Source organism: Apibacter sp. B3706 (assembly GCF_011082725.1).
In the GTDB taxonomy this organism is placed as follows: Bacteria; Bacteroidota; Bacteroidia; order Flavobacteriales; family Weeksellaceae; genus Apibacter.
Genome location: NZ_CP049715.1, coordinates 1,437,635 through 1,464,519, shown reverse-complemented (window position 1 = coordinate 1,464,519; position 26,885 = coordinate 1,437,635). Strand labels below are relative to the sequence as shown.

Sequence of the window (26,885 nt, the reverse complement as noted above, 5' to 3'; positions counted from 1 at the left end):
TTATATGATATTTTAAAATAATAGAGTACATTTATCAGAAAAAAATATTTTACTTTATCAAGGAATATGACAAAATAACAGATAAGTAAAGTGGCATGATAAATGCAAGATTTAAATCGTAAAATATTAATATATAGAACAGTAAGTCATACATGGACGAAAATTTTTCACAACAAGTCAAAGATGTAATAAGCTTCAGTAATGAAGAAGTATTACGATTAGGTAACGACCATATAGGGACGGAACATCTTGTACTGGGTATCTTACGTGAAGGTAACAGCAAAGCTATTACCATACTTCAAAGTTTAAATGTTGATTTAGGTGACTTAAGGAGAAAAATAGAAAATCTTAATAAACCTGAAATAAGTATAAAAGTAGACAGGAATCGCATCCCGTTTACTAAAGCTGCCGAAAGAGCTTTAAAAACAAGTTTTTTAGAAGCTAAGCTTTTTAGAAGCCCGGAAATAGAAACCATACATTTATTGATATGCATTTTGAGGATAGAAAGCGATCCGGTAACCCAGCTTTTCAAAAAGTATAATATCGATGCTAATATCCTTAAAGAAGAATATAGATTTCAGTTTCAAGAAGATTTTACAGAACAACCCACCAATGAATTTTCGGAAGAAGAAGGCATTAGTGAAGGCAATCAATACGAATCACCCAAAGGAAGCAGATCTAATCCTTCGAAAAGCAGAACACCGGTATTAGATAATTTCGGTAGAGATTTAACCACTGCTGCACTCGAAGGCCGTTTAGATCCGGTGGTAGGAAGGGAAAAAGAAATTGAAAGAGTATCTCAGATATTAAGCAGGAGAAAAAAGAATAATCCTTTGTTAATAGGAGAGCCCGGAGTTGGTAAATCAGCCATTGCAGAAGGTCTCGCTTTACGAATTGTTCAAAAAAAGGTTTCTCGTGTTTTGTACAATAAACGTGTAGTTACCTTAGATGTAGCCGGACTGGTTGCAGGTACTAAATATAGAGGACAATTTGAAGAAAGAATGAAAGCCATCATGAATGAGCTTGAAAAAAACTCGGATATTATTCTCTTTATTGATGAAATCCATACCATAGTAGGAGCCGGAGGAGCCACAGGCTCTTTAGATGCTTCCAATATGTTCAAACCGGCATTAGCAAGAGGAGAGATACAATGCATCGGAGCGACTACTTTGGATGAATATAGACAATATATTGAAAAAGACGGCGCTTTAGAAAGAAGATTTCAAAAAGTAATGGTAGAGCAAACTTCTCCGGAAGAAACCATTATCATATTAAATCAAATTAAAGATAAATACGAAGAACATCATAATGTAACTTATACCGAGGAGGCAATTAAAGCTTGTGTAAATCTTACTACAAGATATATTACCGACCGATATTTACCGGACAAAGCGATTGATGCGCTCGATGAAGCGGGATCAAGAGTCCATATTAAAAATATCAAAGTTCCAAAGGAAATAGTTAATTATGAGAAAGAATTAGAAAAAATTAGAGCTGAAAAGACTAAGGTAATTAAAAGCCAAAAGTATGAAGAAGCTGCAAAATTAAGAGATACCGAAAAAGAGATTGAAACTAAATTAGCGAATGCACAAAGAGAATGGGAAAAATCTTCAAGAGAACATCGGGAGATTGTTACTGAAGATAATGTTGCAGAAGTAGTTTCAATGATGAGCGGTGTACCTGTACAAAGAGTAGCAGAAGGAGAGCTTAAAAAACTTGCTCAAATGAAAGATCTGATGAAAGGAAAAATTATCGGTCAGGACGAAGCGGTTAACAAAGTTGTAAAAGCCATTCAGAGAAATCGTGCCGGATTAAAAGATCCTAACAGGCCTATAGGTACATTTATATTTTTAGGAGCAACCGGAGTTGGAAAAACTCAATTAGCAAAAGTTATTGCCAGAGAATTATTTAATTCAGATGATGCTCTCATTAGAATAGATATGAGTGAATATATGGAAAAATTTGCCGTATCTAGATTAGTTGGAGCTCCTCCGGGATATGTAGGATATGAAGAAGGAGGGCAATTGACAGAATCCGTAAGAAGAAAACCTTATGCTGTAATCCTCTTAGATGAAATTGAAAAAGCACATCCGGATGTATTTAATATCCTTTTGCAAATTTTAGATGACGGACATGTTACGGATAGTTTGGGAAGAAAAATAGATTTTAGAAATACAATAATCATTTTAACTTCCAATATCGGAACTCGTGAACTCAAAGAATTCGGTGACGGTGTTGGATTTGGAACTTCTGCCAAAAAATCATCTTCCGATATAAGAGCAAAATCTACTTTAGAAAACGCTTTAAAGAGAACATTTGCTCCTGAATTCCTAAATAGGATCGATGATGTTATCATCTTTAATAATTTGGAAAAGGAAGATATATCCAAAATTATAGATTTAGAATTGAAAAATGTGTACGATAGAATTGCTAAAATTGGATATGAAGTAGAATTATCTCCGGAAGCTAAAGAATTCATCATTGAAAAAGGATGGGACAAAAATTTCGGTGCACGTCAGCTTAAACGAGCGATCCAGAAATATGTGGAAGATGTGATCGCTGAAGAAATTATCAATTCATCGATACATGATGGAGACCATCTCTATATTGGATTAAATAAAGAAAAAGACAGTACGGAAATTAAAATACGGGAGGTGGAAAAAGAATCCCCGACAAAAGATTAAAAAGATAATTAATGAAGAGCCTGTTTGATTGAATCAAGCAGGTTTTTTTTATTTTATAAATACCGGAGTAGTTAATAAATAGATACAATCCATAAAAAATCCGAGAGAATTAACAATGATATACAAAAAACATTTGCCCAGAATGGCCGTAACCCTTTTATTTTTTTTCTTTGGAGGCAGTTCCGCGACTTGGGCTTCACGAATTCCAACGATTAAATTATCGATGAATGTTTCCGATTCCAATTGGGGATTGGTTTTACTATTTTTATCCATCGGAACACTTATTACGTTACCTTTTGCGGGTAATCTTATAAAAAAGCTGGGAAGCAAAAAATCGACTCTTATATTTATCATTCTTTACTTTATATTTTTAATCGGAATTGGATTTTGCGGTGAATTATGGCAATTGAAACTCAATTTAATAGCCTACGGGGCCATAGGTAATTTAACCAATATAGCTATAAATACACAAGCTGTTAATGTGTCAAAATCCTATAAAGGCCAAATAATAGGCTCCATGCACGGTACTTGGAGCATTGGAGGTTTTTTTGCTTCTTGGTTAGGAGCAGTAATGATTGCTAAAAATATTCCACCCTCAGAGCATTTTATTTTATATTCTTCCATAGGAATTCTGGTTTCCCTTTGGTTATTCAGATACTTGTTGCCGGATGAAGCCCAAGAAGAACCGATGGAATTACCGAAAAAATCAAAATTTTTCAGAGTAGATAAAAATCTTATTGTCTTAGGATTTCTAGCTTTTTTTGCTATGGTTTCTGAAGGAACGATGACCGATTGGTCCAATGAATATATGAGGAATATAGTGAAAGCCGATAAAAAATATATCGGATATGGGTTGACTGCCTATATGGCAGCCATGGCTTGCGGACGATTTATTTCTGATTTTATAGTTCGGAAATTCGGTTCAAAAGTTACGTTGATCATCAGCGGATCTTTAATTTTTACAGGTATGATCTGTGCTGTTCTATTTCCAACATTACTAACCACACTTCTTTCGTTCATTATAGTTGGATTGGGTATATCTGCAGTGGTACCCTTAGTATATACCTTAGCGGGAAATTCAAAAACTGCTTCGCCAGAACAAGCGCTTACAGTTATAACCAGCATTGGTTTTATCGGTTTTTTTCTAGGTCCCCCTTGCATTGGTTTTTTAGCTGAAAAATTTTCATTACAAATATCTTTTACTTTCATTTCCTTGTTTGGAATAGGAATAATTTTCTTGGTAAGATTTTTTAAGATAAAGTAAATTTATTTCTTTATCTTAGAGGTAAAATAATATAATATAAAATTATTTTATTATGAAAATTATGGTATATTTACATCACTTATCAAGAAAGGTGGAGGGACTGGCCCTGTGAAACCTTGGCAACCGGCCTGCTTAGGCTTGGTGCTAATTCCAGCCCTGAGGGGAAAGATGAGTGATTCGCGAATTGTGAGTGTGTTGAGTTGTGAATAATTTCTTTTTTCCTTTCCGGTTTTTCTTGATACAGTTTTAATAAATATAATTTACTAACTGTAAGAAAAATAATGAAAAAAGTTTCTTTGTTAATGGTAAGTTTAATTTTAGAATTTACCAATTATGTGGATGCTCAAGAAAAACGAGCCGTAGATTCCCTTGATCTTGAAGAGATTGTTGTAGTCGGTGGCAGAAGTTCAGAACGAACCAAAGTAAATTCTCCCGTTGCCATAGATGTAATAGATGTCAGGAAAATAGATAAGGCATCTCCTCAATTAACCGTTAACGACTTATTAAATTATTTAGTACCTTCATTCAATTCAGTTCGCCAATCTTCTTCCGATGGAACGGAACATATTGATCCGGCTACCTTGAGAGGTATGGGTCCCGATCAGGTTCTGGTATTAGTGAATGGAAAAAGACGGCATACTACCTCATTAGTCAACTATCAAAATACGGTAGGTAATGGATCTGTGGGTACAGATTTAAGTGCCATACCCGTTTCAGCAATAGAAAAAATAGAGGTTCTAAGAGATGGAGCGGCAGCTCAATACGGTTCGGATGCCATTGCCGGTGTAATTAATATTATTTTAAAAAAGAATGAGGGCGGCTCGGCATCCATCACCTATGGATTAACCAATAGAAATGACGGGGAAACTTACAATTTTAGCGGAAATTACGGGGCTAAATTAGGAGATAAAGGAGGAAGTATCAATCTTTCTTTTGTAGTCAGCCAAAGAAATAAAACCAATCGTTCATATGATAATAATCTGGACAAGTTTGGCGATAACTTTGCCTATGATTTTGCACCGGATCCCGATCAGGCCAGAATAAACGATGAAAAAATTATGGCAGAAATGGGTTTAACCCAAAAAGACTTCCGTTTCAGGGCAGGAGATGCTCAAATTAAAAATCAACAGTTTTTTATAAATTCCATTTATCCATTATCCGAAAAGTATGAGTTCTACTCATTCGGCGGAGCAAGTTTAAGACAAGGAGAAGGAGCTGAATTCCGAAGACTTCCCAGTGAAAAAACTAATGTAGTTAAAGAACTTTATCCGATAGGATTTCAACCTTTATTAAAATCCACTATTTATGATATTTCTAACTCTACGGGAATAAGATATATGCATAATAATTGGATGGTAGATATAAGTAATACCTTTGGAGAAAACCTCTTTAATTATAAGGCTACGCATACAAACAATGCTTCGTTGGGTATACTTTCTCCAACGGAATTTAAAGCCGGGGGACATGAGTTTATGCAAAATACTATCAATCTGGATATTTCTAAAAAAATAAATACACTTCTTTCTATTGCCTTCGGAGGAGAATTTAAATACGAACAGTATAGAATAAAGGCCGGAGAAGAAGGCTCATGGATGCGTTACGATAAATTTGGTAATCCGGCAACTGAATCTACTCTTCCCACCGATATACTGGGAGAGGGGGGGGCTCAAGGTTTTATAGGATTTTCTCCTGAAAATGCGTTAAAAGAAGACAGAAATAATGCATCCGGTTATGCGGATGTAGCATTTAAAAAAGGAAAACTTACCGGTGATTTGGCAGGAAGATATGAGCATTATTCCGATTTTGGTAATTCTTGGATAGGAAAGTTGGCGGTGCGTTATGAATATGTAAACGGATTTGCTGTAAGGGGAGCTTTCAGTAATGGATTCAGAGCCCCGTCTCTTCAACAGCAATATTTTAATAATTCTTTTTCCAGTATCTCATCGTCGGGATCAGGAGTTGTTTCTAAAGGTATATTTAGAAATGACAGTCCTTTGGCAAAAGCATTAGGTATTGATAAACTTAAAGAAGAAAAATCAATTAATGCAAGTGCCGGTTTAACATTTAAACCTTCTAAAAAAATATATGTAACCGCTGATGCTTACTATATCAAAGTTAAAGATCGTATTGTACTCACGAGTGAATTTGTTAATGCAAAAGTAGAATCTTATGGAGTGGAAGGAGCACGATTTTTTACTAATGCTGTGGATACGGAAACGAAAGGTATTGATATAGTGGCCACATATAAAGTTGGTTTAGGAAGGGGAAATCTGGATATAAGTTTATCAGGAAACTATACAGAAACAGAAATTGTTGATTATCATTTTCCCAAAGTTTTTGAAGGAGACAGAAATGAATATTTCGGTCCCGATCAAACCAATATAATTGAATCTTTAAGTCCGAAAGCAAAGGCAACTTTAGGCTTCAATTATTCAGTTTCGAAATGGAATTTATTAGTAAGAAATACCTATTTCGGTAAAGTTACGAGAGATGGTTACCCATACGGTTCGGTACAACATCATGATCCAAAATTAGTAACCGATTTTAGTATCAGTTATTCCATACGAAAAGATTTAATATTAACGATGGGCGGAAATAATATTTTTGATGTCTTTCCGGATAAGCAAATCTATGAAAATTCTTATTATAATGTTTTCAAGTATGCACCGGTACAGATGGGTACAACCGGAGCTAATTGGTTTACTAAGCTTTCTATGAATTTCTAAAATTAGACTTATATATTTAATATAAATATGAAAAAAATAGGCTGGAAGACAGCAACTGCCATAGTCATATCCAATATGGTAGGAACGGGAGTGTTTACAAGTTTAGGATATCAAGTTCCGGAATTACACAATACGTTTACCATTATTCTTTTATGGACAATCGGAGGAATACTGGCTTTAATAGGTGCTTTTATCTACGCGGAATTGGGAGCTCATTTTAAGCAATCGGGAGGAGATTATATTTATCTTTCTAGAACTTATCATCCCATCATGGGATACATCACCAGTTGGGTATCGCTTATAGTTGGCTTCTCCGGGCCAATTGCTTTAGCAGCATTGGCTATGGCTAAATATTTGGGTTTTGAAAATGAAAGAAATACAGCTATTCTCATTATCATTATTATTGCTGTATTTCAATGTTTCAGCCTAAAGGTAAGCAGTCGTTTTCAAAATATATTTGCCGTTCTTAAGGTAGCATTCATTGTAGTACTGATTTTAATTGGAATTTCGATAAGTCCGTCTCCTACCAATGCATTATTATGGGATAATTCTTGGACTCATGAAATCATCGTTCCGGCTTTTGCCAGTTCTTTGGTATTTGTAACCTACGCCTATACCGGTTGGAATTCTGCCTCATATATTGTTGAAGAAATTGAAAAGCCAAAAGTTAATCTTCCCAAAGCGTTGATAATAGGAACTGTTTTTGTAACAGTAAGTTATGTGTTGGTAAATTTTGTTTTTTTAAAACATGCTTCAATCGAACAAATGGAAGGAAAAGAAGACATTGCCAATATCGCATTTACCAATATTTTAGGCGTTCGGGGAGTAAAATGGATAAGTTATTTGATTGCATTGCAATTAGTTTCAACAATTAGTGGCTATTTGTGGGTTGGATCGAGAGTAACCCAGGCAACAGCAAAAGAAAATCATCTTTGGAGTTATTTAGGTAAAGAAAATAAAAACCGAATACCTATTTGGGCTGTAGTTGCTCATACTCTTATCAGTATACTAATAATATTGAGTGGTAAATTTGAAGAAATTTTTATTTACACAGCATTTGTACTTCAACTTCTTTCAACGGCTGCCGTGAGTACTTCTTTATTTATTAAGAAAAAAGATCGGGTACTTTTCAAAGGAAATATTTTTTTACTAATGCCCGGTATCTTTTTACTTTTCAGCTTTTATATTTTGTATTTTACTTTTGTCAACCATCCTCGGGAAAGTATTATTGGATTAGGAATCATAGGAGTTGGTATGACCCTTTATTTTTTTGATAAAAAAAGAGTTGATTGATAATATCAATTTAATGAATATAAAAAAAACCGAAAGATTTGTCTTTCGGTTTTTAACATAATTCTAAGGTTTATTTTTTTATGAATTTGTAATTCTTTCCTAAAATTTTTATAATATAAAGATTGGGCTGTAGATCTGAGACATTTATAGAAATTTTGTCTTCAATTAATACACGTATGTTTTTAACTAGTTTTCCACTATTATCAAATATAGTTAATGTTATAAATTTCTGAATATTTGAAGGAACACCTTTTATATTAAGTGTTTCATGAGCGGGATTAGGATATATGATTATGTTATTGTTATCAGTAATTTTATCATTGAACATTTGATTTACGATTAAATCATAGCATTTATTTTCAAGAAAAGCATCTTTATATCCTTTAACCATTATATAATATGTTCCGGGAATTAAATTTATTTGAAATTGATCTTTATTATTCTCTGTATTCGTGCTACGGGTAATATAATTCTTTGAAGAATCATATAAAGCTAAAGTATAATGTTCAGAAAAGTTTTTAAGAATAATTTCAATAGTAGATTTTTTATAAATTGAAAATTTATAATAATCTAAATCATAACTGGAGCCAAGTGCAGCTGAATATAAAGTATTGATTTTTATAGGATATGCATTTTCAAACGAGTCATTAGGTTCGTAATTAGCTGCACAATTAGTAGAAGTTCGGAATGAGTTTTCTTCAAAATTGGAACTATTAGAAGTATAGCAATTTGCTTTTACTCTCCAACTATATGAAGTATTTGGTTTTAATCCTGTGAGGGTATATAAGGTGTCGGTTGATTTAAGGTTTATGGTATTCCAATTTTCTTCTTTATTTGTTTTATATTCCATAGTATAACTTAGAATGTCCGGTATGTTATTCCATTTTAAAACAGCACTAGTTGAAGATATATTCGATGTGGTGAGACCCGAAGGTATAGAACAAGTATAATTAATAGGGTGTATATTTATTATTGCACTTTGATTGGATTTATATCCTGCCGGTTCAGATAATTGAAAGTATCCATCTGCATAACCGCCCCAACCAAAATTAAAATGAATGAGGTTGTTACTATCAATTCCATCAGCAATAAAGGTATGTGCTCCTTGCCTGTTGCTTCCTTTATAAAACACAGGATAATTTTTTATCAGCTGATCCTTAATTAGTTTTATCCACTCGAAATTACTATAATTTCCTTTATTAACCATTTTTATATCCGAACTATATTGAAAGTAATTTTTCAATGCTTTTAAAACAGAGTTATTAAATGCCCCCGAACTGTTAGGTCCGTAAATCATATTAACCGAAATACCGGTGTGAAGCATTAATGTGGCAACTGCATCGATTTGTTGTGTGGTGGAAGTGAGGGAAAGGGAAGTAGGCATATTATTCCATAAATAGGTAGTGTTAGCAAAATCAGCTGTTAATGTTTTACCTTTCCAATCATAATAAGTATTTTGAATCTTATACGTATTAGAGCTTTTACCTTTGACAGGGTAATTCCAATATTTCATAATTTGGGCCATAGTGGTAGCCACACAACCCGTTGGACAAGATTGGTTTTCATAGGTTTTAGGTACCAACTTATTATAAAATGTATTTTGACTCCACTTTGTTGTAATCAAAGGATCTATTGTTAAAGGAATTTCTTTGTATTTAAGATTAATTTTAGATAAAGGCATTTCTTTTCTATAAAGTAAAGCGTCCCATTCTTCTTTTATTAAATATCTTTCTTTATCCTCGCCTATTTTTTTAACTTTACTTTTTCTTAAATATTCGTTTGCTGATTGGTATTCTCTAAGAAAGTATAAAAATTCGGGCGATTGATTTCCTTCCGCGTTAAGAGTTGTATCAAATGAATAAGCTAGAATTGGGTGGTTTTCACTTTGTGAAGAAATTATTATAAAACCATTTAAGCTTTTGAAAATGTAGAAACCATCGTATTTTTTATCAAAACAATCTGTAATATTAATTAATTTATTGTGGTTTGAATTTTTTGAATGAATTCTTTGATTTAAAAAATTATTGGCTACAATACGGGCAGTTTTTTCAGAAATATCTTGACTATAAAATGTGTAAGATATAAATATAGCTATAATTAAAATAGAATATTTTAATCTCATCGGAATTGTTTTTAGTGTTTTAATTATGAAGTAAAATTGTAATTACTATAAATTTAATTATTCTAATAAACGTATACTGTTTGGTATAGAATATATAGTTGAATGGAGTGAAAAGATTTTGATGTAATTTTTTTAAATTAAAATAATTACATACTATGAAAAAATATATTTATTAAGATAAAACATAAGCTTTTTAAGTTTTTTAGGTTACTATATATCAAATTTACTAAATTATATTAAATAATGTGTAAAAATGATAATATAAAGTTTACTATTAATTATTTTTTTAGTATATCATGTTTATTGGATATATGAAATTTTTAATTGATAACTTTTATATTAAAATGATTTGCATAAAAAAACCGAAAGATTGATCTTTCGGTTCTTTTTTAATTATAAATTAAAAACTCATTTTTTAATGAATTTGTAATTTTGCCCCTGAATTTGTAAAAAATAAATATTCGGAGGGAGGTCTGAAACATTTACAAGTATATTGTCGTCAACTTTAGATTGCAAAATTTTCACAACGTGCGCATTTCTGTCAACTATAGTTAATGTAATAAGTTTTCCTTTTTCCAGTATATTTAATCCTTTTATATTTATAGCATCATGAACAGGATTAGGATATACGAAAACGGAATTCTCAGGATTTCCAAATTCAGGTGAATTCTTAGCAGGAACATAGTTAACACTTAGATTATAACATTTGCCCGGCTCATATGCGCCATTTTTACCATATACATATACATAATAAATGCCTTTATTTAAATTTTTAATATCAATAATTTCTTTGGTAGTTCCGTTGTTAGTACTACTTCCTATTTCTCTTTTTAAATTATCATAAAGTTTAAGGTCATAATCATTTGGTAAATTTTCTAAAATAACCAAAAGATCAGATTTTTCACCTATATATATTTTATAATAATCATCATCAGTTGAAGAACTTATATCAGAAGAATAGGTCAATATATTTCTTATGGTATAAGCAGAATCAAAGTTGTTATTAGGCTCATAATTACCCTTACATAATGAAATACTGCTTTCTGTTTGAACTTCTAAATTATAACAAAAAGTAGTATCATAGGCACCTTCATATCCATATACGTATACATAATAATTACCGGCAGGTAAATTTTCAGCTACAATTTTTTCATTTATTGTACCCTTATTTGAACTGCTGTCAATTTCATCACCTACTTCATCAAGAAGTTTTAAATCATAGTTTTTAGGTAAATTTTGAAGTAAAACCGTTATGTCTGATGTTTCATTGATTGTAAATTTATAGTAATCTTTATCTGTTGGAGAACTAATACCGGCTTCGTATACAGTATTTAGATTTATTGGAGTTGCTTTTTCTAACGAATCATTAGATTCAAAATTATTAACACATGGAGAATCTGTTGCGATCGTTTCTACTAATAATTCATAACATTGAGTAGCATTAAATGCGCTATCAATTCCTTCAACCAATATATAATAAGTTCCCGGATCTAAATTGTCTAGATTAATAGTTTCATCGCTTAGATCTTCATTATAACTTTTTCCTATTTCTCTTTTAGAAGAATCATAAACTTTCAATTCATATTTATCAGCTATATTTTGAAGAGTAACCGAGATGTTAGATTTATTATCTAAAATAAATTTATAATAATCAAGATCACTAGGAATTCTTATTCCTGCTGAATATTTATTATCAGTTTTAATATGAATGGCATGTTCAAATGAATCATTGGGTTCATAATTATTAATACAAGAATGTCTGGATATATCAGTATCAATTAAAAGTCTGTAACATTCAAATGGGTTTAATTTACCTGTTATTTCAATGTAATAGGTACCTGAAGGCAGATCTTCAATATGAATTACTTTGTTATTGGGTTCATCAAATACTCCTTTAGCTACAAATTTTTTAGATGAATCATATAAATTGAATTCATAACCAAAATAAATATTTTGAAGACTTATATTAACATCAGAAGTTTCTTTTAATGTAAATTTATAGTAGTCCATATCTTTAGAAGATCCAATAGCCGCATAGTAAGTGGTAAGAACATCAATTGGATAAGCTTCTTCAAAAGATTCATTGGGTTCATAATTTGTACTACATGTAGGAGCAGCAGGTCCAGAAGTGAACGATAATTCATAACATTCTGACTCATCATATGCTCCATCATAACCAAATACTTTTAAATAATAGGTGCCGGGTAAAAGATTTTCAATTTTAATTCTTTCTCTTGACTCGCTACCTGCAATACTTTTCCCGATTTCTTTAAAATAACGATTATATAATATTATATCATAATCCTTATTGAATTTATTCATTAATACCACTAAATTTGAATTAGTAGTAAAAACAATTTTGTAGAAATCAACGTCATCAGGATATCCTATACCTGCATAGTATGTAGAATCAGATTTTATTAAATAAGCATCATCAAAAGAATTATTAGGTTCAAAATTATTAACGCAAGCAGATGAAGTAGGATATTCAGGGATACTGGTTTGAAAGGTTGTTTCTGCAAAGTTATTTGTATTGGAATAATTAGCATCGCAATTGGCTGCTACTCTTGCAGTATATGTTGTATTTGCCTTTAAATTTACTAACTCAAGAGATGATCCTGTGGCTTTATCATTAGCAACGGTCCAATTGGAATCTCCACTTGATTTATATTCAATCTTATAACTTTTAAATCTAATATCATTACTCCAATTAAGAGTGGCACTGTTGGATGATATGTTTGATGTTGTAAGACTTGAAGGCGGAACACAATAAGTTTCTGAAGGATATATATTTATTACTATCATTTGGCTGGATGAATAGCCGCGAAGATCATTAATATAATAATATCCGTTAGCTTCTCCGGCCCATCCTAAATTAAGATGTACATAATTATTTGAATCATATCCGTCAGCTATATACGCATGTTCGGCATCCGGGCTTATAGATGAAAAATATACAGGGTAACCTTGTGAAATTTGGCCTTTAATAATGTCTAACCATTCCTCATCTGAATTAAAATCAGATCTGTTTTTTAATTCAATATTTGAGCTGTATTTAAAATATTTTTTTAAAGCATTAGGAACTTTTTCACTATGAGCACCTGATCCAATAGGTCCATACATCATATTAACGGAAATTCCGGTATGAGACAAGAGTGTAGCTACCGCATCGATCTCCTCGTCTGTAGAACTTCCTGAAAGCGAGGTAGGCATCTTACTCCATTGATAGTTTGTTTTTTGAAAATTAGCACTTAACTTTTTCCATTTCCAATTATAGAAATAATAAAAATAATTGGAAGGAATTCGATAAGTTACAGAATCATTTCCTGTAGCAGGATAATCCCAATATTTCATAATTTGTCCTAAAGCTGTAGCAGCAGAACCCGTAAATGTGGGTTGTCCTTCATAAGTAATGGGAGTGTGCTTGTTATATAAAGGAGCTTGATCCCAATTGGTTTTTATTAGTGGAGCAATCGAATCCGGAATTTTAGCACTAACCGATAGATTTCTTAATAATTGTGTTGAATTTGGAAATACATTATCGGAAAGTAAAGCATCCCATTCTTTTTTTATTTGTTCGCTTTCTTTACTATAAGATTTTTTTAAATAGTTTCTTCTAAGATTTAAATTAGTATACTGATAATTATTTAAAATATTTAAAAATTCTGGAGAGCTCTTTTTATTGGTTAGTATAGATGAGTTTAAAGAGTAAGCTAAAATTGGATGATTTGCGCTTTCAGCGGATACAATACAGAATCCATTTCCATTCTCCACTTTAAATACATAAAAGCCATCGTATTTTTTATCAATGGTTGAAGTAATGTTTGATAATTTGAATTGTTTCGATAATCTTTTTAAAGGATCTTTAGCTTTCAATTTTAAAAAATTGTTAGCCACTCTCTGTGCAGTTCTTTCTGAAATATCTTGTGCTTGATATACACTAAATATAATGAAAGCTGTGATAAAGAGCAACGGTTTAAAATTTATCATAATCAAAGTTTAGGTTAAATTAGTAAATAAAATAATGTTGAGTTTATATTGTATATAAGTATTCTTACTATTTCATCCAAGATAAAATAATGAAAATATTAGGGATCAAAATACCTCAATATATAATAAAAAGGTATAAATGCTTAAATAATTTATTAAATATTAGTTATGTCATTTCATTCATATATATTTTGGTTAACATAATTCAAATATATAAAAATAATTTATATTATGACAAAATACTATAAACATATTATTAATTTATGTTGATTACTACTGTTATAATTTTTATTAATAGTAATTATATAGTTGAGATCTGATATATAATTTATATATTTTATTTAAATATTAATAATATTTTTCATGATATATTAATTATAATAAATTATAAAATTATGTTTTATGATTATAAAGGATAATAATAAAAAAAATAAAGTATAATGATTGTGGAGATAATATATCTTATATATCTATTTAATTGTTTTTAGGTAAAAATTAAACAATATGAAAATGTGAATTAATGATATAAATATTAGAATTATCTAAATATTTATGTTACTTATATATGATAATTAATTTTGAGAATGTTAATAGAACTAAGATTTAATGTGATTGTGTATAATTGTTTTTTGTTGTAAACCATTTGGCTAAATAAATTAAATAGTAAAACTATTATATCAACAATAATTTACAATTAAGTAATAAAGTATTTACAATAATTAAAAAGTGATATAATATATAATAAAAAAATATTTTTGGAATATTTAAGTTTTTTAATAAAAAAATCTTCCATAATGTTTTGAAGATTGTAGACTACTATGATTAAAAAAAATAAGTTTTTGTATTTATTTATATAATCTATAGAACAAATATTATATTGGTAAAATAGAAAAAGCCCTGTTATATCAGAACTAATTCATAATTATAATATAAAAATATTAAAATTAATAGAAGAATTTAAAAGTAACTAAAATAAGAGATAAAAAACAATATTTATATTTTTTATTAATCAATAAAGTATTTTTTGAAACAATTACCCAACTAAAGGGGGGCAATGGAATTTATAAGATTGAAAAATTATATGGAAATTAAATTTTGTTTAATTTCTTTGATTTCGATTTCCAATTTGAGGGACACACCCAAATATCTGTATAAGTGCATCCAAATTTAGTGTTTTTTGCCATAATTACATTGCCGTTTTATGTAATTATACACTTGAAGTAGTTTATTAAAAAACTCCAAAGCTGTTGTAGGAGTGCTTTGGAGCTTTGGGTGGCCAATGGGTCTCGAACCCACGACCTTCGGAACCACAATCCGACGCTCTAACCAACTGAGCTATGGCCACCGTTTTGGGAATGCAAATATATGAATAGATTTCATATTATCAAACAAAATTTTCAAAATCTTTCAGACCAATCCATTTTTGAGAAGTAAAGCCTTCACCTGCATCACAGCCTATTAACCTACCCAAATTTTCAGCTCTGTATATAATACTTTTTTTGAAATTAATGGAGGTAATAGGAGTATTAGGTTCTAATGAATTCGGATCATAAAACTGTGTTTTATAGGCCATACAAGCTTCTATTTTTTTATCTAAAAAATGAGATATATCGATTATAAAATCCGGTTTTTCTTCATTCCATTGAATGTAATTGAATATATGTTTAGGTCTCCATTTATCTTGTGTTACCCCGTTATAACTTGTTTGTATTTTTAATAAACCGGAGAGAAAACAGGCATCATAAACCAGCTTAGCAGCTTTCCCGTGATCAGGATGTCTATCGTTTACCGCATTAGCTAAAACAATATCCGGTTTATATTTTCTTATTATTTTAATTAATTCAATTTGATGAATATCATCATTTTTAAAAAAACCATCTCTGAATTTTAAGTTTTCACGATAAGCAATTGAAAGTATTTTACTGGCTTCTTCGGATTCAGATTTTCTAGTAAGAGCTGTTCCCCTTGTCCCTAATTCACCTTCCGTCAGGTCTAATATTCCCACTTTTTTATTTTCAGAAATCATTTTGGCCAGAGTTCCTCCACACCCTAGTTCAACATCATCAGGATGGGCACCTATGGCTAATATATCTAATTTCATTGGTCAAATTTTAAGTTAAAAAAACTCCAGTAAGTCATTACTGAAGTTTTAGAGTTTAGTATATAAAATTTTTTTTACAGTTCAGATTTTACTTTGGACATAAGTTTTTCAACTCTTGCCTTTATATCAGTATTATCAGAAATTTGCCAGGCACTTATGGTAAATGTATTCCCTTTAGTTCTAATCATAAGACCATAATCAGGATTATTTGAAGTCCAAATTCCGGGTGAAGAAGCAGAGCCAAATTCTTGTTGAATCAGAGCTTCCACTTTCTGTACTTTTTCATTGGTAGATTGTATTTCTTCTCTATATTTATATTTTTCTTGAGAATAACCGAATATAGAAGAAAAGGTCATTATTACTAATAAAATTAAAATTTTAGCATTCATAATATGTTGTTTTATTAAGGCAGAAACCTAATTTACTATTCTTTCCATCAATATTTATGCCAAAAAGATAAAAAAATATACCCATGGTATTACTACTATGGGTATATTTAATTTTTTATAATAGTATTACTATATTACTTTTTATAATTTTTGTATTTGTTAAAGAATTTATCAACTCTACCTGCAGTATCAACCAATTTAACTTTTCCTGTATAAAAAGGGTGAGAAGAACTTGAAATCTCCATCTTAACTAAAGGATATTCTACTCCTTCATATTCAATTGTATCTTTTGTTTCTGCAGTAGATTTACATAAAAATACCTCGTCGTTGCTCATATCTTTAAAAACAACTAATCTATAGTTATCCGGATGAATGTCTTTTTTCATTTCTCTAAAAATTTGAGTTGCAAAATTACAATTTTATTTCTAAATAATCAAGAATACATAGGAAAAAAATATGAGATTCTTCATATTAGAAAAATGTGTTAATATTTAGTCACACAAGTAGTTGATTAATAAGATAAATATATTTGTGTAACAGATTAAAAATACTTGATTATTTCACTAATTTATTTTTTAACCCTTTGTCAATAGCATCTAGAAAATCTTCAGTATTAAGATAATCTTCTCTGGTCATTTGTTTACCTTTTACTAATAAAGCAAGGTCTTTGGTCATTTTACCTCCTTCAACAGTTTCAATACAAACCTTTTCCAGCGTTTCTGCAAAATTGACAACATCCGGAGTATGATCTAATTTACCGCGATGCATTAAGCCTCTGGTCCATGCAAAGATAGATGCTATGGGATTGGTAGAAGTTTCTTTACGTTCTTGATATAATCTATAATGTCGGGTAACAGTACCATGAGCAGCCTCTGCTTCAACGGTTTTGCCATCCGGAGTAACCAAAACAGAAGTCATTAAGCCTAAAGAACCAAAACCTTGAGCAACAGTGTCTGACTGTACGTCACCATCATAATTTTTACACGCCCATACAAAGCCTCCGTTCCATTTCATGGCACAAGCTACCATGTCATCAATTAGACGATGTTCATAAGTAATTCCCAGTTCTTCAAATTTGGATTGATAATGATCTTCATATATTTTCTGAAAGATATCTTTAAATCTTCCGTCATAAGCTTTTAAAATGGTGTTTTTAGTGGACAGATATAAAGGCCATTTTTTGGTTAATGCCATTTGAAATGAAGAATGCGCAAACCCTTCAATAGATTCATCGGTGTTATACATGGACATTGCAACTCCGTCATCTTTAAAATCAAAGACTTCCCAAGTTTGAGGCTCGCCGTTTTCAGGTGTGAAGATCATGGTTAATTTACCGGGACCTTTAGTTACCACATCTGTTGCTTTATATTGGTCTCCAAAAGCATGACGGCCAATTACAATGGGTTGCGTCCATCCTTGTACATATCTCGGAACGTTATTCATAATAATAGGTTCTCTAAAAACTGTTCCTCCAACAATATTACGAATGGTGCCATTAGGCGATTTCCACATTTTTTTTAAGTTAAATTCTTTAACACGAGCTTCATCAGGAGTAATAGTAGCACATTTTACGGCAACATTATATTTTTTAGTTGCTTCCGCAGAGTCTATAGTAACTTGATCGTTAGTTTTATCTCTGTTTTCAATACCTAAATCAAAGTATTTCAGATCTATATCTAAATAGGGGAGAATGAGTTTGTCCTTAATGAACTTCCATATAATTCTTGTCATTTCATCTCCGTCCATTTCAACAACCGGATTAAGTACTTTTATTTTTTGCATGATAACTATTGATTTGTATCAAATATAACAATACTTACCTCAGTAAAACAAATATTTGACCTAATTTTAGTTTAATATAATGAATAAAGATCTTTATGGCACACTTATGTTTAATCGAAGAGTTTGGTAAGGATCTTTAAACAGTAAAGACTAAAAATAAAAAAGGTTAATAATTACCATTTATTAACCTTTTTATTTTACTAAAAAAATAGATTTTTAAACTCTTATAAATTTTCTACAAATTGTTGTCTGATTAGTTTTTTATTTAATTTTCCCACACTGGTTTTGGGGATTTCTGAAACAAATTTTATATTTTGAGGTATAGCCCATTTACTCAATATTCCGGATTCCGTATATTGTTTTAAATAATCTTTTAATTCATCATGAGTTAACGTCATATTCGGTTTTAAAACGATAAATGCACAAGGCTTTTCACTCCATTTTTCGTCCGGAATTCCAATTACAGCGGTTTCAGCCACAGATTCATGTCCGGTAATAATATTTTCTAATTGAACAGAAGAAATCCACTCACCTCCACTTTTGATAATATCTTTTATTCTATCTGTAATATTTATAGAATTATTGGAATTTATGGTAGCTACGTCTCCAGTATGTAAATATTGTTCACTCCATAATTCGTTTCCTCTTTCTTCGTCTTTAAAATAACCTTGAGTTAGCCAGGGCGCTCGAATAATGATTTCCCCTTGTTCTACATCATTATTTTGTACATGGTCTCCTTGTTCGTTAATAATTTTTATGGTTGTAAATAGAACAGGAGTTCCGGTTCTGATTCTCATTTCAGATTGTTCATCTATATCTAAATTTTTATATTTAGGATCTATGTGAGTTAACGTTATAATTGGACAAGTTTCGGACATTCCGTATCCTGACATAATATCAATATTTTTTTCAAGAGCATTTTTTGCTAACTTTTTGGTTAAAGAAGCTCCACCAATAATAACTTTCCATCCGTTGAAATCAATATCTTTAGTTTCATTACTCTCTAAAATCATTTGCAAAATAGTAGGTACACAATGAGAGAAAGTTGGTTTTTCTTTTGTGAAAATATCAATAAATCCGGTTAAATTAAATTTTCCGGGATATATTTGCTTTAATGAAAAGGTGGTTGCAAGATAAGGAAATCCCCATGCATGAACATGAAACATCGGTGTTAACGGTAAATACACATCATTGGAATTTAAACGACATGCAATTGAACCGGAAAATCCAAAACTGGCTGCCGTATTGTAGGTATGAAGCACCAATTGTCTATGGGTAAAATATACGCCTTTAGGATTGCCCGTTGTACCTGTAGTATAAAATGTTGTGGCAACTGCATCTTCATCAAACTCTTCGAATTCATATGAAACAGAAGCTTCAGCCATCAATTGTTCGTATTCTCCGGTAATACTTAAATTTTCAGAAGTTATTATAGTATCATCATCTTTACAAATGATTAAATATTTTAAAGAGGGCATATCTCCTGCAAATTTTTCCAAAATAGGAAGAAAATCTGCGTGAGCAATGATAACTAAATCTTCAGCATGATTAATAGTATAATGAATTTGCTCAGGAGACAATCTCCAATTAATCATATGAAGAACATTTCCGGTCATAGGAATAGCAAAATAAGATTCGAGATATCGATGACTGTCATAATCCATTACGGCAATGGTTTCGCCTCCGTCTATCCCAAGATTTCTTAACATATTGGCATATCGTTGAACTCGTTTTTTGAATTCTCGATAATTATATCTGGAAATATCTTTGTAAATAATTTCATTATCAGGATTTAAAGTAGTACAATAATCATATAATCCTTTAATGAGCAGAGGAGACTTGTGAGCATTTTTTACAGAGTTAATTTTTTTAAATATCATCTTAAATTATTAAATATGCGCTAATTTACAAAATATAATATTTTATGCTAATGGTTTTTATTATAAATCATATGAATGCTGTTTTAGTAGTAGAATTATAGCACAATTTCTAATTAATATAAATATTTGAGCTTGTATATAGATATTGCTTGATGAATTAATAATTATAATTAATTTATTGGATTACATATCTGTTTTGTATAGGAGTAATAAAGCTGAGTAACTACATGCGTTATCATTATACTGGTTTATATATTTTATAAAAGTGAGTAAACTTTGTTGGTATTAATGTATTTAATAAAAATATACAGACAAGTATGTCTATATCTGAAAAATTTATTTTATCTTTGTTGAATGGAATTAAAAAATAAGCCCCCCAGAGAAAGAATAGTATACGTAGCATCACAATTATTTCATCAGCAAGGATACAATGCTACAGGAATCAATGAAATCATTGAAAAAGCCAAGGTTGCAAAAGCCAGTTTTTATCAACATTTTAAATCAAAAGAAAATTTAGCTCTTGAATATTTAGAAGTACGTCATAAAACCTGGTTTGAAGGATTAAAACATTTTACTGAAGAAAAAACAATCCCGAAAGAAAAAGTATTATCAGCTTTTGATTATTTAGAACAAATGAATGAAAAAGAAAATTTTCGAGGTTGTTGCTTTCTGAACATGCTATCCGAAATACAACCGGATAATGTTCGCATTTTAAGTGTAATACAAAAACATAAAACTGAACTGCAGAATTTTTTTATAGATATAATAGGTGAGGAAAACGACGCCTTCATTATTTATATGTTTTTTGAAGCATGTATGATCGATAGTCAAGTATATAGAACACAGAATCTTATAGAGAAAACAAAAAATAATATCAAAAATTTAATGAAATGAATAGTAAAAAATATCTATCAAAATTTATAAGTAGAGAACGAAGTCCTCTTAAAGTTAATTTTAATTTTTCAATTTTATCGGGAATTGGAGGATGTATAGCAATTATGTGTATAGCCTTATTAACAAAATCAACCTCAATTCCTTTTATTATGGCACCTTTCGGCGCAACCTGTGTATTGGCATTTGGTGTACCTGAAAGTCCACTGTCTCAACCTAGGAATATTATTGGTGGCCATATTTTATCTTCAATTATGGGTTTAATTGTATCGATGGTATTAAAAAATGAATGGTATTCCCTATCATTGGGAGTAGGATTAGCTATATTTGTCATGCAAATAACGAAGACTACCCATCCGCCGGCAGGAGCAGATCCGCTTATAATTATTACCGGAGGAGTAAAGTGGAACTTTTTAATTAATCCGGTTTTATCGGGAGCAATCGTGTTGGTGATTATTGCATTATTATTCAACAATCTGAGCAAAAATAGAAAATATCCTAAATTTTGGATTTAATTAATTTATGTAATGATTAAGTTGTAGAAAGTTCGTAAAAAATATTTAATATTTATTTTAAGAGCTGATAAGCAAGTAAAGCAACTAAATAGGCTATGCCCGTCATAAAAAATAATTGAACGGCCGGCCATCTCCACGAATTTGTTTCTTTTCTAACAACAGCCAAGGTACTGACGCATTGCATGGCAAAAGCATAGAACAATAAAATGGAAATGCCTGTCGCTAAGTTAAATGTAGGCTTCATCGTATTGTGGTTAATATCCTTTCTCATTAATTCTTTTAATTTAAGATTTTCACTGCCATCATCTTCCAAACTGTATATGGAAGCAATGGTTCCGACAAAAACCTCTCTGGCAGCAAATGAAGAAAGAATACCAATATCAATCTTCCAGTCATACCCTAAAGGTTTAAAAACCGGTTCAATTACTTTTCCGAAATTTCCTAAATAAGAATTTTCTAAAGGAACATCTGCCAGATAATTTGTTTTACCATTTTCGTTTATTTTTCCAAATTTTCCTAATGCCCAAAGTATGACACTGACAGCAACGATGATTTTACCGGCATTAGCTATAAAGCTCAATGATTTTTCAAATAAACCGTAAAATACATTTCTCCAAAAAGGAACTTTATAATTCGGCATATCCAAAATAAGATAGCTTTTATAGTTAGATTTTATTAATTTGTTGGCAATGGATGCACTTATAAAAACCATTATGACTCCCAATAAGTACATAATCATCATAACAATACCCTGTAAATTAAAGATTCCATTTCCTATAGGAATGACTAAAGCGATGATAATGGAGTATACCGGAAGGCGAGCCGAGCAGGTTATAAATGGTGTAACCAAAATTGTAATTAATCGTTCCTTTGAATTTTCAATATTTCGTGCCGACATTATTGCAGGAATAGCACAAGCGGCACCGGATAATAAAGGAACAACACTTTTTCCGTTCAGTCCAACAGGTCTGAACCAACGATCCATCAAAAATACAACTCTAGCCATGTAACCGCTTTCTTCCATAATCAACAGAAAGAAAAATAAAATTGCAATTTGAGGGACAAATACAGCAACTCCACTAATTCCGGGAATTATACCTTGCGTAATGAGCTCCGATAGTGGTCCGTTCGGTAAATAAGCTTCGAGAAGTTCACTAGTATTGGCAAATAGAGCTTCAATCCAATCTTGAGGATAGCCTGACAAAAAAAATAAGGCTTGAAAAATTAAAAATAAGATTGAAAAAAATAAAAAATATCCCCAAAAATGATGCGTTGCAATTTTATCGAATTTGTTCGTGAAAGTCTGATAGTTTGGATCTTTATAGACCACTTTTTCTACAAGATCGTCAATTTGGCGATGCCTTAAAATAGTTTCTTTAAGTTGAAGCCTTTTAGGAATCAACTTATACTTATTTATAATTTCCGATACATTTTCACGATACGCACTCGGGATGTTGTTCGTTTTTGTTTGAGCCAAGAAAAGCCAAGCGAGGTAGTCATCAATTTCAAATTTATTGGATAATTCTCTTACCGGTTTTTCAAATTCTTTAGGATATTGAAAAGTTTCGAACGATTCATTGACAAAACCATTATATATAATTTCTTTTAATTCATCAATACCTTTACCTTTTCTGGAACTGACTAGTACTACAGGAGTTGGAAAATAATCGGCTAAATTTTTATCTCGAATTAGAATTCCTTCTTTTTCAATATTGTCAATTTGATTAATAACTAAAATAGTAGGAATTTTTAAATCTTTGATTTGTTCATACAGAAATAAACTTCTTTTCATATTATGAACATCGGCCACTACTATAATAATATCAGGATAGTAAGGATTATCAGGATTGGCAAGAATTGTTAATACCACCTCTTCATCAGCAGAAGAAGGACATAGACTGTATACCCCGGGAAGGTCAATTAGCCTATAGTCAGTATCTTTATAAGTAAGCTTACCTTCTTTTTTTTCAACGGTAATACCCGGATAATTTCCGGTTTTTTGATGTAATCCGCTTAGTTGATTAAAAAGTGTTGTTTTTCCGGCATTTGGATTTCCTATGAGAGCAATAGTTTTAATACTCATTGTTTTTTTCTATTGCATTTCTATCAATATACAATCTGCTTCTTCCTTACGTAACATAACCGTGCTTTTCTCTTTACCGTATTCAATAAAAAGAGGACCGTTCCAAGGAGCCTGACGTTTTAATTTAACAAAAACGCCGGGAACTATTCCCATTTCTAAAATCTTAGTGGGTATATCTTCTTCAGAAAATCCTATAACTTTTGCTTGTTGTGCTGGTTTTAAAAATGAAAGGGATTTATGGGTAAGCATGATTTTATAACTAAACACCTTTTTAATATTCTCAAGCAAATATATGAATTATTTGTATTTAATCTAAATAAAATCAAAAATTATTTAATAGACAAGATACCAAAAGTTTCCTAATATAAAACTACCACTAAAACTTAAGGTATATTATCAAATTAAAAATTAAAGAAATAGAAATTTATTAATTTCTTAAAAATCCTATAGTTTTGCTACACTATGACATTTATAATGATGAGAAAAGCAGTATTTATGTTCTTTATTATGACATCTATTATAATGCAAGCAGGAGGGTTTAGGGTATCACTTCAAGGAGCTAGACAAGCAGCTATGGCACACACCAGTGCTCACACCAGAGATGCAAGCGTTGCTTTCTTCAATCCGGCAGGTATATCATTTATACCCTCAAAATTTAGCATTGCAGCGGGAACTTTCATAATAATGGGAAAAGCTGATTTTCAAAATAAGCCTACTTTATATAAAACAAAAACAGATAATCCGGTAAGTACGCCTTCTCTGTTTAATATTGCCTACAAAGCCACTGATAAACTATCCGTTGCTTTTAGCTTTACTACTCCTTTCGGAAGCAGCGTCGATTGGGGACAAAATTGGGAAGGTAAAGATTTAATTACTAAAATTACTATTCGGTCGTATTTCTTTCAACCGACTGTAGCCTATCGTCTAAATGATTGGTTTAGCGTGGGTGCCGGATATATATATGCATTAGGAAGCGTTAATCTGCAAAAAGCTATATCTTCAATAGACGGAAGAATGAAACTGGTTGATAAAAATGCAACCGGTAATGGGTATAATGTAGGTATGTATATCAGACCGATTAAAGATTTGGATGTCAGTATAGCCTATCGTTCCAATATCGATATTCATGCGGTCAATGGAAAAGCCCGATTCTACCTTCCAAAATCATTAGTTGGAAGTGAATCATTTCCTACGGAAAATGACCGATTTAATGCAAAGTTACCCCTAACCTCTGAAATCACACTGGGATTAACCTATAGGCTTTTGCCCCAGTGGACGATTTCCACCGATTTGAATATTTCAGGATGGAATAAATACAAAGCTTTGACAATTGATTTCAATCAAAATAAGGTAGGCAATGATCCCAACGATCCAACGATATCCACATCGCCTAAAAATTTACATAACACTCATACATTTAGAGTGGGTTCAGAATATTCCGTATCTGATAAGTTGGATGTTCGTTTAGGATACTACTACGATCCTTCACCGATCAGTAAGGACTATTGGAGTCCGGAAATGCCAAGTACAGATAATAATGCCATAACAGGAGGTATTGGTTATAAATTCTTAAAAGATAAATTAATGCTTGATATGACAGGGATGTATTATGTTGGTAATTCAAGAAAAGTAGTAAATAAATTTTATAATTTCAAAGGAGATGTCAAGATGCATAGCTTTATGTTCGGGCTGGGATTAGCTTGGAATCCTTTTTAAAATATTAGAAATGAGTAAGAATATACTAATGCTTTGGTTAGGAATGTTTATTTTTTTCCTTTCATGCAATAATGACTTTAATGAAGATATAAATACCGTATTTAGTTCGGGAGATGCAAATTTTTCTAAATATATAGCCTTAGGAGATTCATTTACTGCAGGTTTTAGAGATAATGCACTGTATATATCAGGACAAAAAGAATCCTTTCCGTCAATGATTGCCGAGCAAATGAAGCGTTCAGGCTGTAAGGCATTTAATATTCCTTTTATGGCAGATGAATTAGGAGGAATTCCGAGTGCAAAAGTGGAAAATAAAAAAATATTGGTAGTAGCAGAGGGTTCTCTTGCTCCGGTTACCAGTGCGGGCGTAGGAACAACTACTCTTGCAAATATTTATTCAAAAGATGGATATCAAAATATGGGTATACCGGGAGCTAAATCATTTCATTTGCTTGCGGCGGGATATGGAAATCCGACTCATTTAGCTTCCAAAAAATCCAATCCTTATTTTGTACGATTTGCTTCTAAGCCCAATGCAACGGTGGTAGAAGATGTAATGGAACAAAATCCTACCTTTTTTTCTTTATGGATTGGAATTAATGATATTTTAAGCTATGCCACTTCCGGAGGAGATGGATCGGCTGTGATTACAGATATTTCAACTTTTCAGAATGCTTATAGTACATTGGTACAAACACTTAACTCAAATTCGGCAAAAGGAGTGGTAGCTACAATTCCGGACGTTACCGATTTTCCTTTTTTCAATAAAGTTTCGTCCTTACCTTTTAAAGCCAATCAATTTACACCGCAGCAAATAAAAAATTTAAATGCTTCCTATCAAAAGTATAATTCCGGTTTGGATCAAGCAAAAGCAAAAAATATAATTACAGAAGAAGAAGCCGCAAGTAGAAAAATTGTTTTTACGGAAGATAAAGCTAATGGAGGAGTAATTATAGATAAGAATTTAACAAATTTAGATGCGATGGGACTTCCTTCTATAAGGATGTCTACCTCAAAAGATTTATTTCTATTGTCAGTATCTTCCATTTTAAAAACGGGTGGAGGAACTTCAAAACCTATAGAGGATCAATATGTTTTGACCGATAAGGAGATTCTAACCATCAAAGAAGCAACTCAAGCATTTAATGAGAGCATTGAAACTGTAGCAAAACAGTATAATCTGGCAATCACAGATACAAATTCACTAATTAAAAATTTAAAAACAAAAGAAGGTATTCTTTACAACGGAGTAAGTTATACCAATGAATTTATAACAGGAGGATTTTTTTCATTAGATGGTATACATCCAACCGGAAGAGGGTATGCCATTATAGCTAATGAATTTATTAAAAGTATAAACTTTAAATTTAAATCGAATCTTCCTTCCGTTAATCCTAATCTATATCAAGCAGTTAAGTTTCCTTAAAGATAAAGTAAATATTTAATAAA

At 31.2% G+C, this 26,885-nt stretch carries 17 protein-coding genes, 1 tRNA gene and 1 riboswitch; of the genes, 8 read left to right on the top strand and 10 right to left on the bottom strand.

Translation table 11 applies throughout. The annotated features are described in order from the left end of the window. The first annotated feature begins 152 nt into the window (after positions 1–152). The 4 genes from G8C41_RS06545 to G8C41_RS06530 all read left to right on the top strand — a co-directional run bounded on the left by G8C41_RS06545 (position 153) and on the right by G8C41_RS06530 (position 7,967). The gene (locus tag G8C41_RS06545) at positions 153–2,684 is read left to right on the top strand and encodes an ATP-dependent Clp protease ATP-binding subunit (protein WP_166006802.1); all 2,532 of its coding nucleotides are present in this window, start codon (positions 153–155) and stop codon (positions 2,682–2,684) included. 115 nt (positions 2,685–2,799) lie between these two features. Next, entirely contained in the window at positions 2,800–3,948 is a 1,149-nt protein-coding gene (locus G8C41_RS06540) for an MFS transporter (RefSeq protein WP_166006800.1), read from the top strand. Positions 3,949–4,024: 76 nt separating this feature from the next. Next, positions 4,025–4,123: riboswitch (SAM riboswitch) on the top strand. Positions 4,124–4,229: 106 nt separating this feature from the next. Next, entirely contained in the window at positions 4,230–6,674 is a 2,445-nt protein-coding gene (locus tag G8C41_RS06535) for a TonB-dependent receptor plug domain-containing protein (RefSeq protein ID WP_166006798.1), read from the top strand. 27 nt (positions 6,675–6,701) lie between these two features. Then, positions 6,702–7,967, top strand: a complete 1,266-nt coding sequence (locus G8C41_RS06530; protein WP_166006797.1) for an APC family permease — start codon at positions 6,702–6,704, stop codon at positions 7,965–7,967. A 70-nt stretch (positions 7,968–8,037) separates the two neighbouring features. Here G8C41_RS06530 and G8C41_RS06525 read toward each other — a convergent pair whose 3' ends face one another. The 8 genes from G8C41_RS06525 to G8C41_RS06490 form a co-directional block, all read right to left on the bottom strand. Then, complete coding sequence (locus G8C41_RS06525) at positions 8,038–10,089, bottom strand: C10 family peptidase (RefSeq protein ID WP_160568265.1); 2,052 nt, start codon at positions 10,087–10,089, stop codon at positions 8,038–8,040. 408 nt (positions 10,090–10,497) lie between these two features. Then, the gene (locus G8C41_RS06520; protein ID WP_166006795.1) at positions 10,498–14,079 is read right to left on the bottom strand and encodes a C10 family peptidase; all 3,582 of its coding nucleotides are present in this window, start codon (positions 14,077–14,079) and stop codon (positions 10,498–10,500) included. Positions 14,080–15,350: 1,271 nt separating this feature from the next. After that, positions 15,351–15,424 (bottom strand) — tRNA-His (locus G8C41_RS06515). 39 nt (positions 15,425–15,463) lie between these two features. Beyond that, positions 15,464–16,180, bottom strand: a complete 717-nt coding sequence (bshB1, locus tag G8C41_RS06510) for a bacillithiol biosynthesis deacetylase BshB1 (protein WP_160568261.1) — start codon at positions 16,178–16,180, stop codon at positions 15,464–15,466. Between the two features lie 74 nt (positions 16,181–16,254). Then, positions 16,255–16,569 (bottom strand): hypothetical protein, encoded by a 315-nt coding sequence (locus G8C41_RS06505; RefSeq protein ID WP_105296934.1) that lies wholly within the window; start codon positions 16,567–16,569, stop codon positions 16,255–16,257. A gap of 134 nt (positions 16,570–16,703) precedes the next feature. Then, complete coding sequence (locus tag G8C41_RS06500; RefSeq protein WP_105296935.1) at positions 16,704–16,955, bottom strand: type B 50S ribosomal protein L31; 252 nt, start codon at positions 16,953–16,955, stop codon at positions 16,704–16,706. 169 nt (positions 16,956–17,124) lie between these two features. Then, the gene (locus G8C41_RS06495; protein WP_166006793.1) at positions 17,125–18,351 is read right to left on the bottom strand and encodes an isocitrate dehydrogenase (NADP(+)); all 1,227 of its coding nucleotides are present in this window, start codon (positions 18,349–18,351) and stop codon (positions 17,125–17,127) included. A 224-nt stretch (positions 18,352–18,575) separates the two neighbouring features. Further along, complete coding sequence (locus G8C41_RS06490; protein WP_166006791.1) at positions 18,576–20,231, bottom strand: fatty acid--CoA ligase; 1,656 nt, start codon at positions 20,229–20,231, stop codon at positions 18,576–18,578. A 354-nt stretch (positions 20,232–20,585) separates the two neighbouring features. On the opposite strand from G8C41_RS06490, the gene G8C41_RS06485 reads away from it, so the two are divergent. After that, positions 20,586–21,125: a TetR/AcrR family transcriptional regulator gene (locus tag G8C41_RS06485; RefSeq protein ID WP_166006789.1), complete on the top strand. Its 540-nt coding sequence runs from the start codon at positions 20,586–20,588 to the stop codon at positions 21,123–21,125. Continuing rightward, positions 21,122–21,637 carry an HPP family protein gene (locus tag G8C41_RS06480; RefSeq protein WP_166006787.1) on the top strand — a complete coding sequence of 172 codons (516 nt, stop codon included), beginning with the start codon at positions 21,122–21,124 and terminating at the stop codon, positions 21,635–21,637. The genes G8C41_RS06485 and G8C41_RS06480 overlap by 4 nt, the downstream gene beginning before the upstream one ends. Before the next feature lie 52 nt (positions 21,638–21,689). Here G8C41_RS06480 and feoB read toward each other — a convergent pair whose 3' ends face one another. Continuing rightward, positions 21,690–23,720, bottom strand: a complete 2,031-nt coding sequence (gene feoB / locus G8C41_RS06475) for a ferrous iron transport protein B (RefSeq protein WP_166006785.1) — start codon at positions 23,718–23,720, stop codon at positions 21,690–21,692. 9 nt (positions 23,721–23,729) lie between these two features. Further along, positions 23,730–23,969 (bottom strand): ferrous iron transport protein A, encoded by a 240-nt coding sequence (locus G8C41_RS06470; RefSeq protein ID WP_105296941.1) that lies wholly within the window; start codon positions 23,967–23,969, stop codon positions 23,730–23,732. Between the two features lie 258 nt (positions 23,970–24,227). Here G8C41_RS06470 and G8C41_RS06465 point away from each other — a divergent pair, with 258 nt between their 5' ends. Together G8C41_RS06465 and G8C41_RS06460 are read left to right on the top strand one after the other, a co-directional pair. Then, entirely contained in the window at positions 24,228–25,436 is a 1,209-nt protein-coding gene (locus G8C41_RS06465) for an OmpP1/FadL family transporter (protein ID WP_255466921.1), read from the top strand. Between the two features lie 10 nt (positions 25,437–25,446). Continuing rightward, positions 25,447–26,862, top strand: coding sequence for an SGNH/GDSL hydrolase family protein (locus G8C41_RS06460; protein WP_166006781.1), 1,416 nt, complete (start codon positions 25,447–25,449; stop codon positions 26,860–26,862). Positions 26,863–26,885 lie beyond the last annotated feature (23 nt).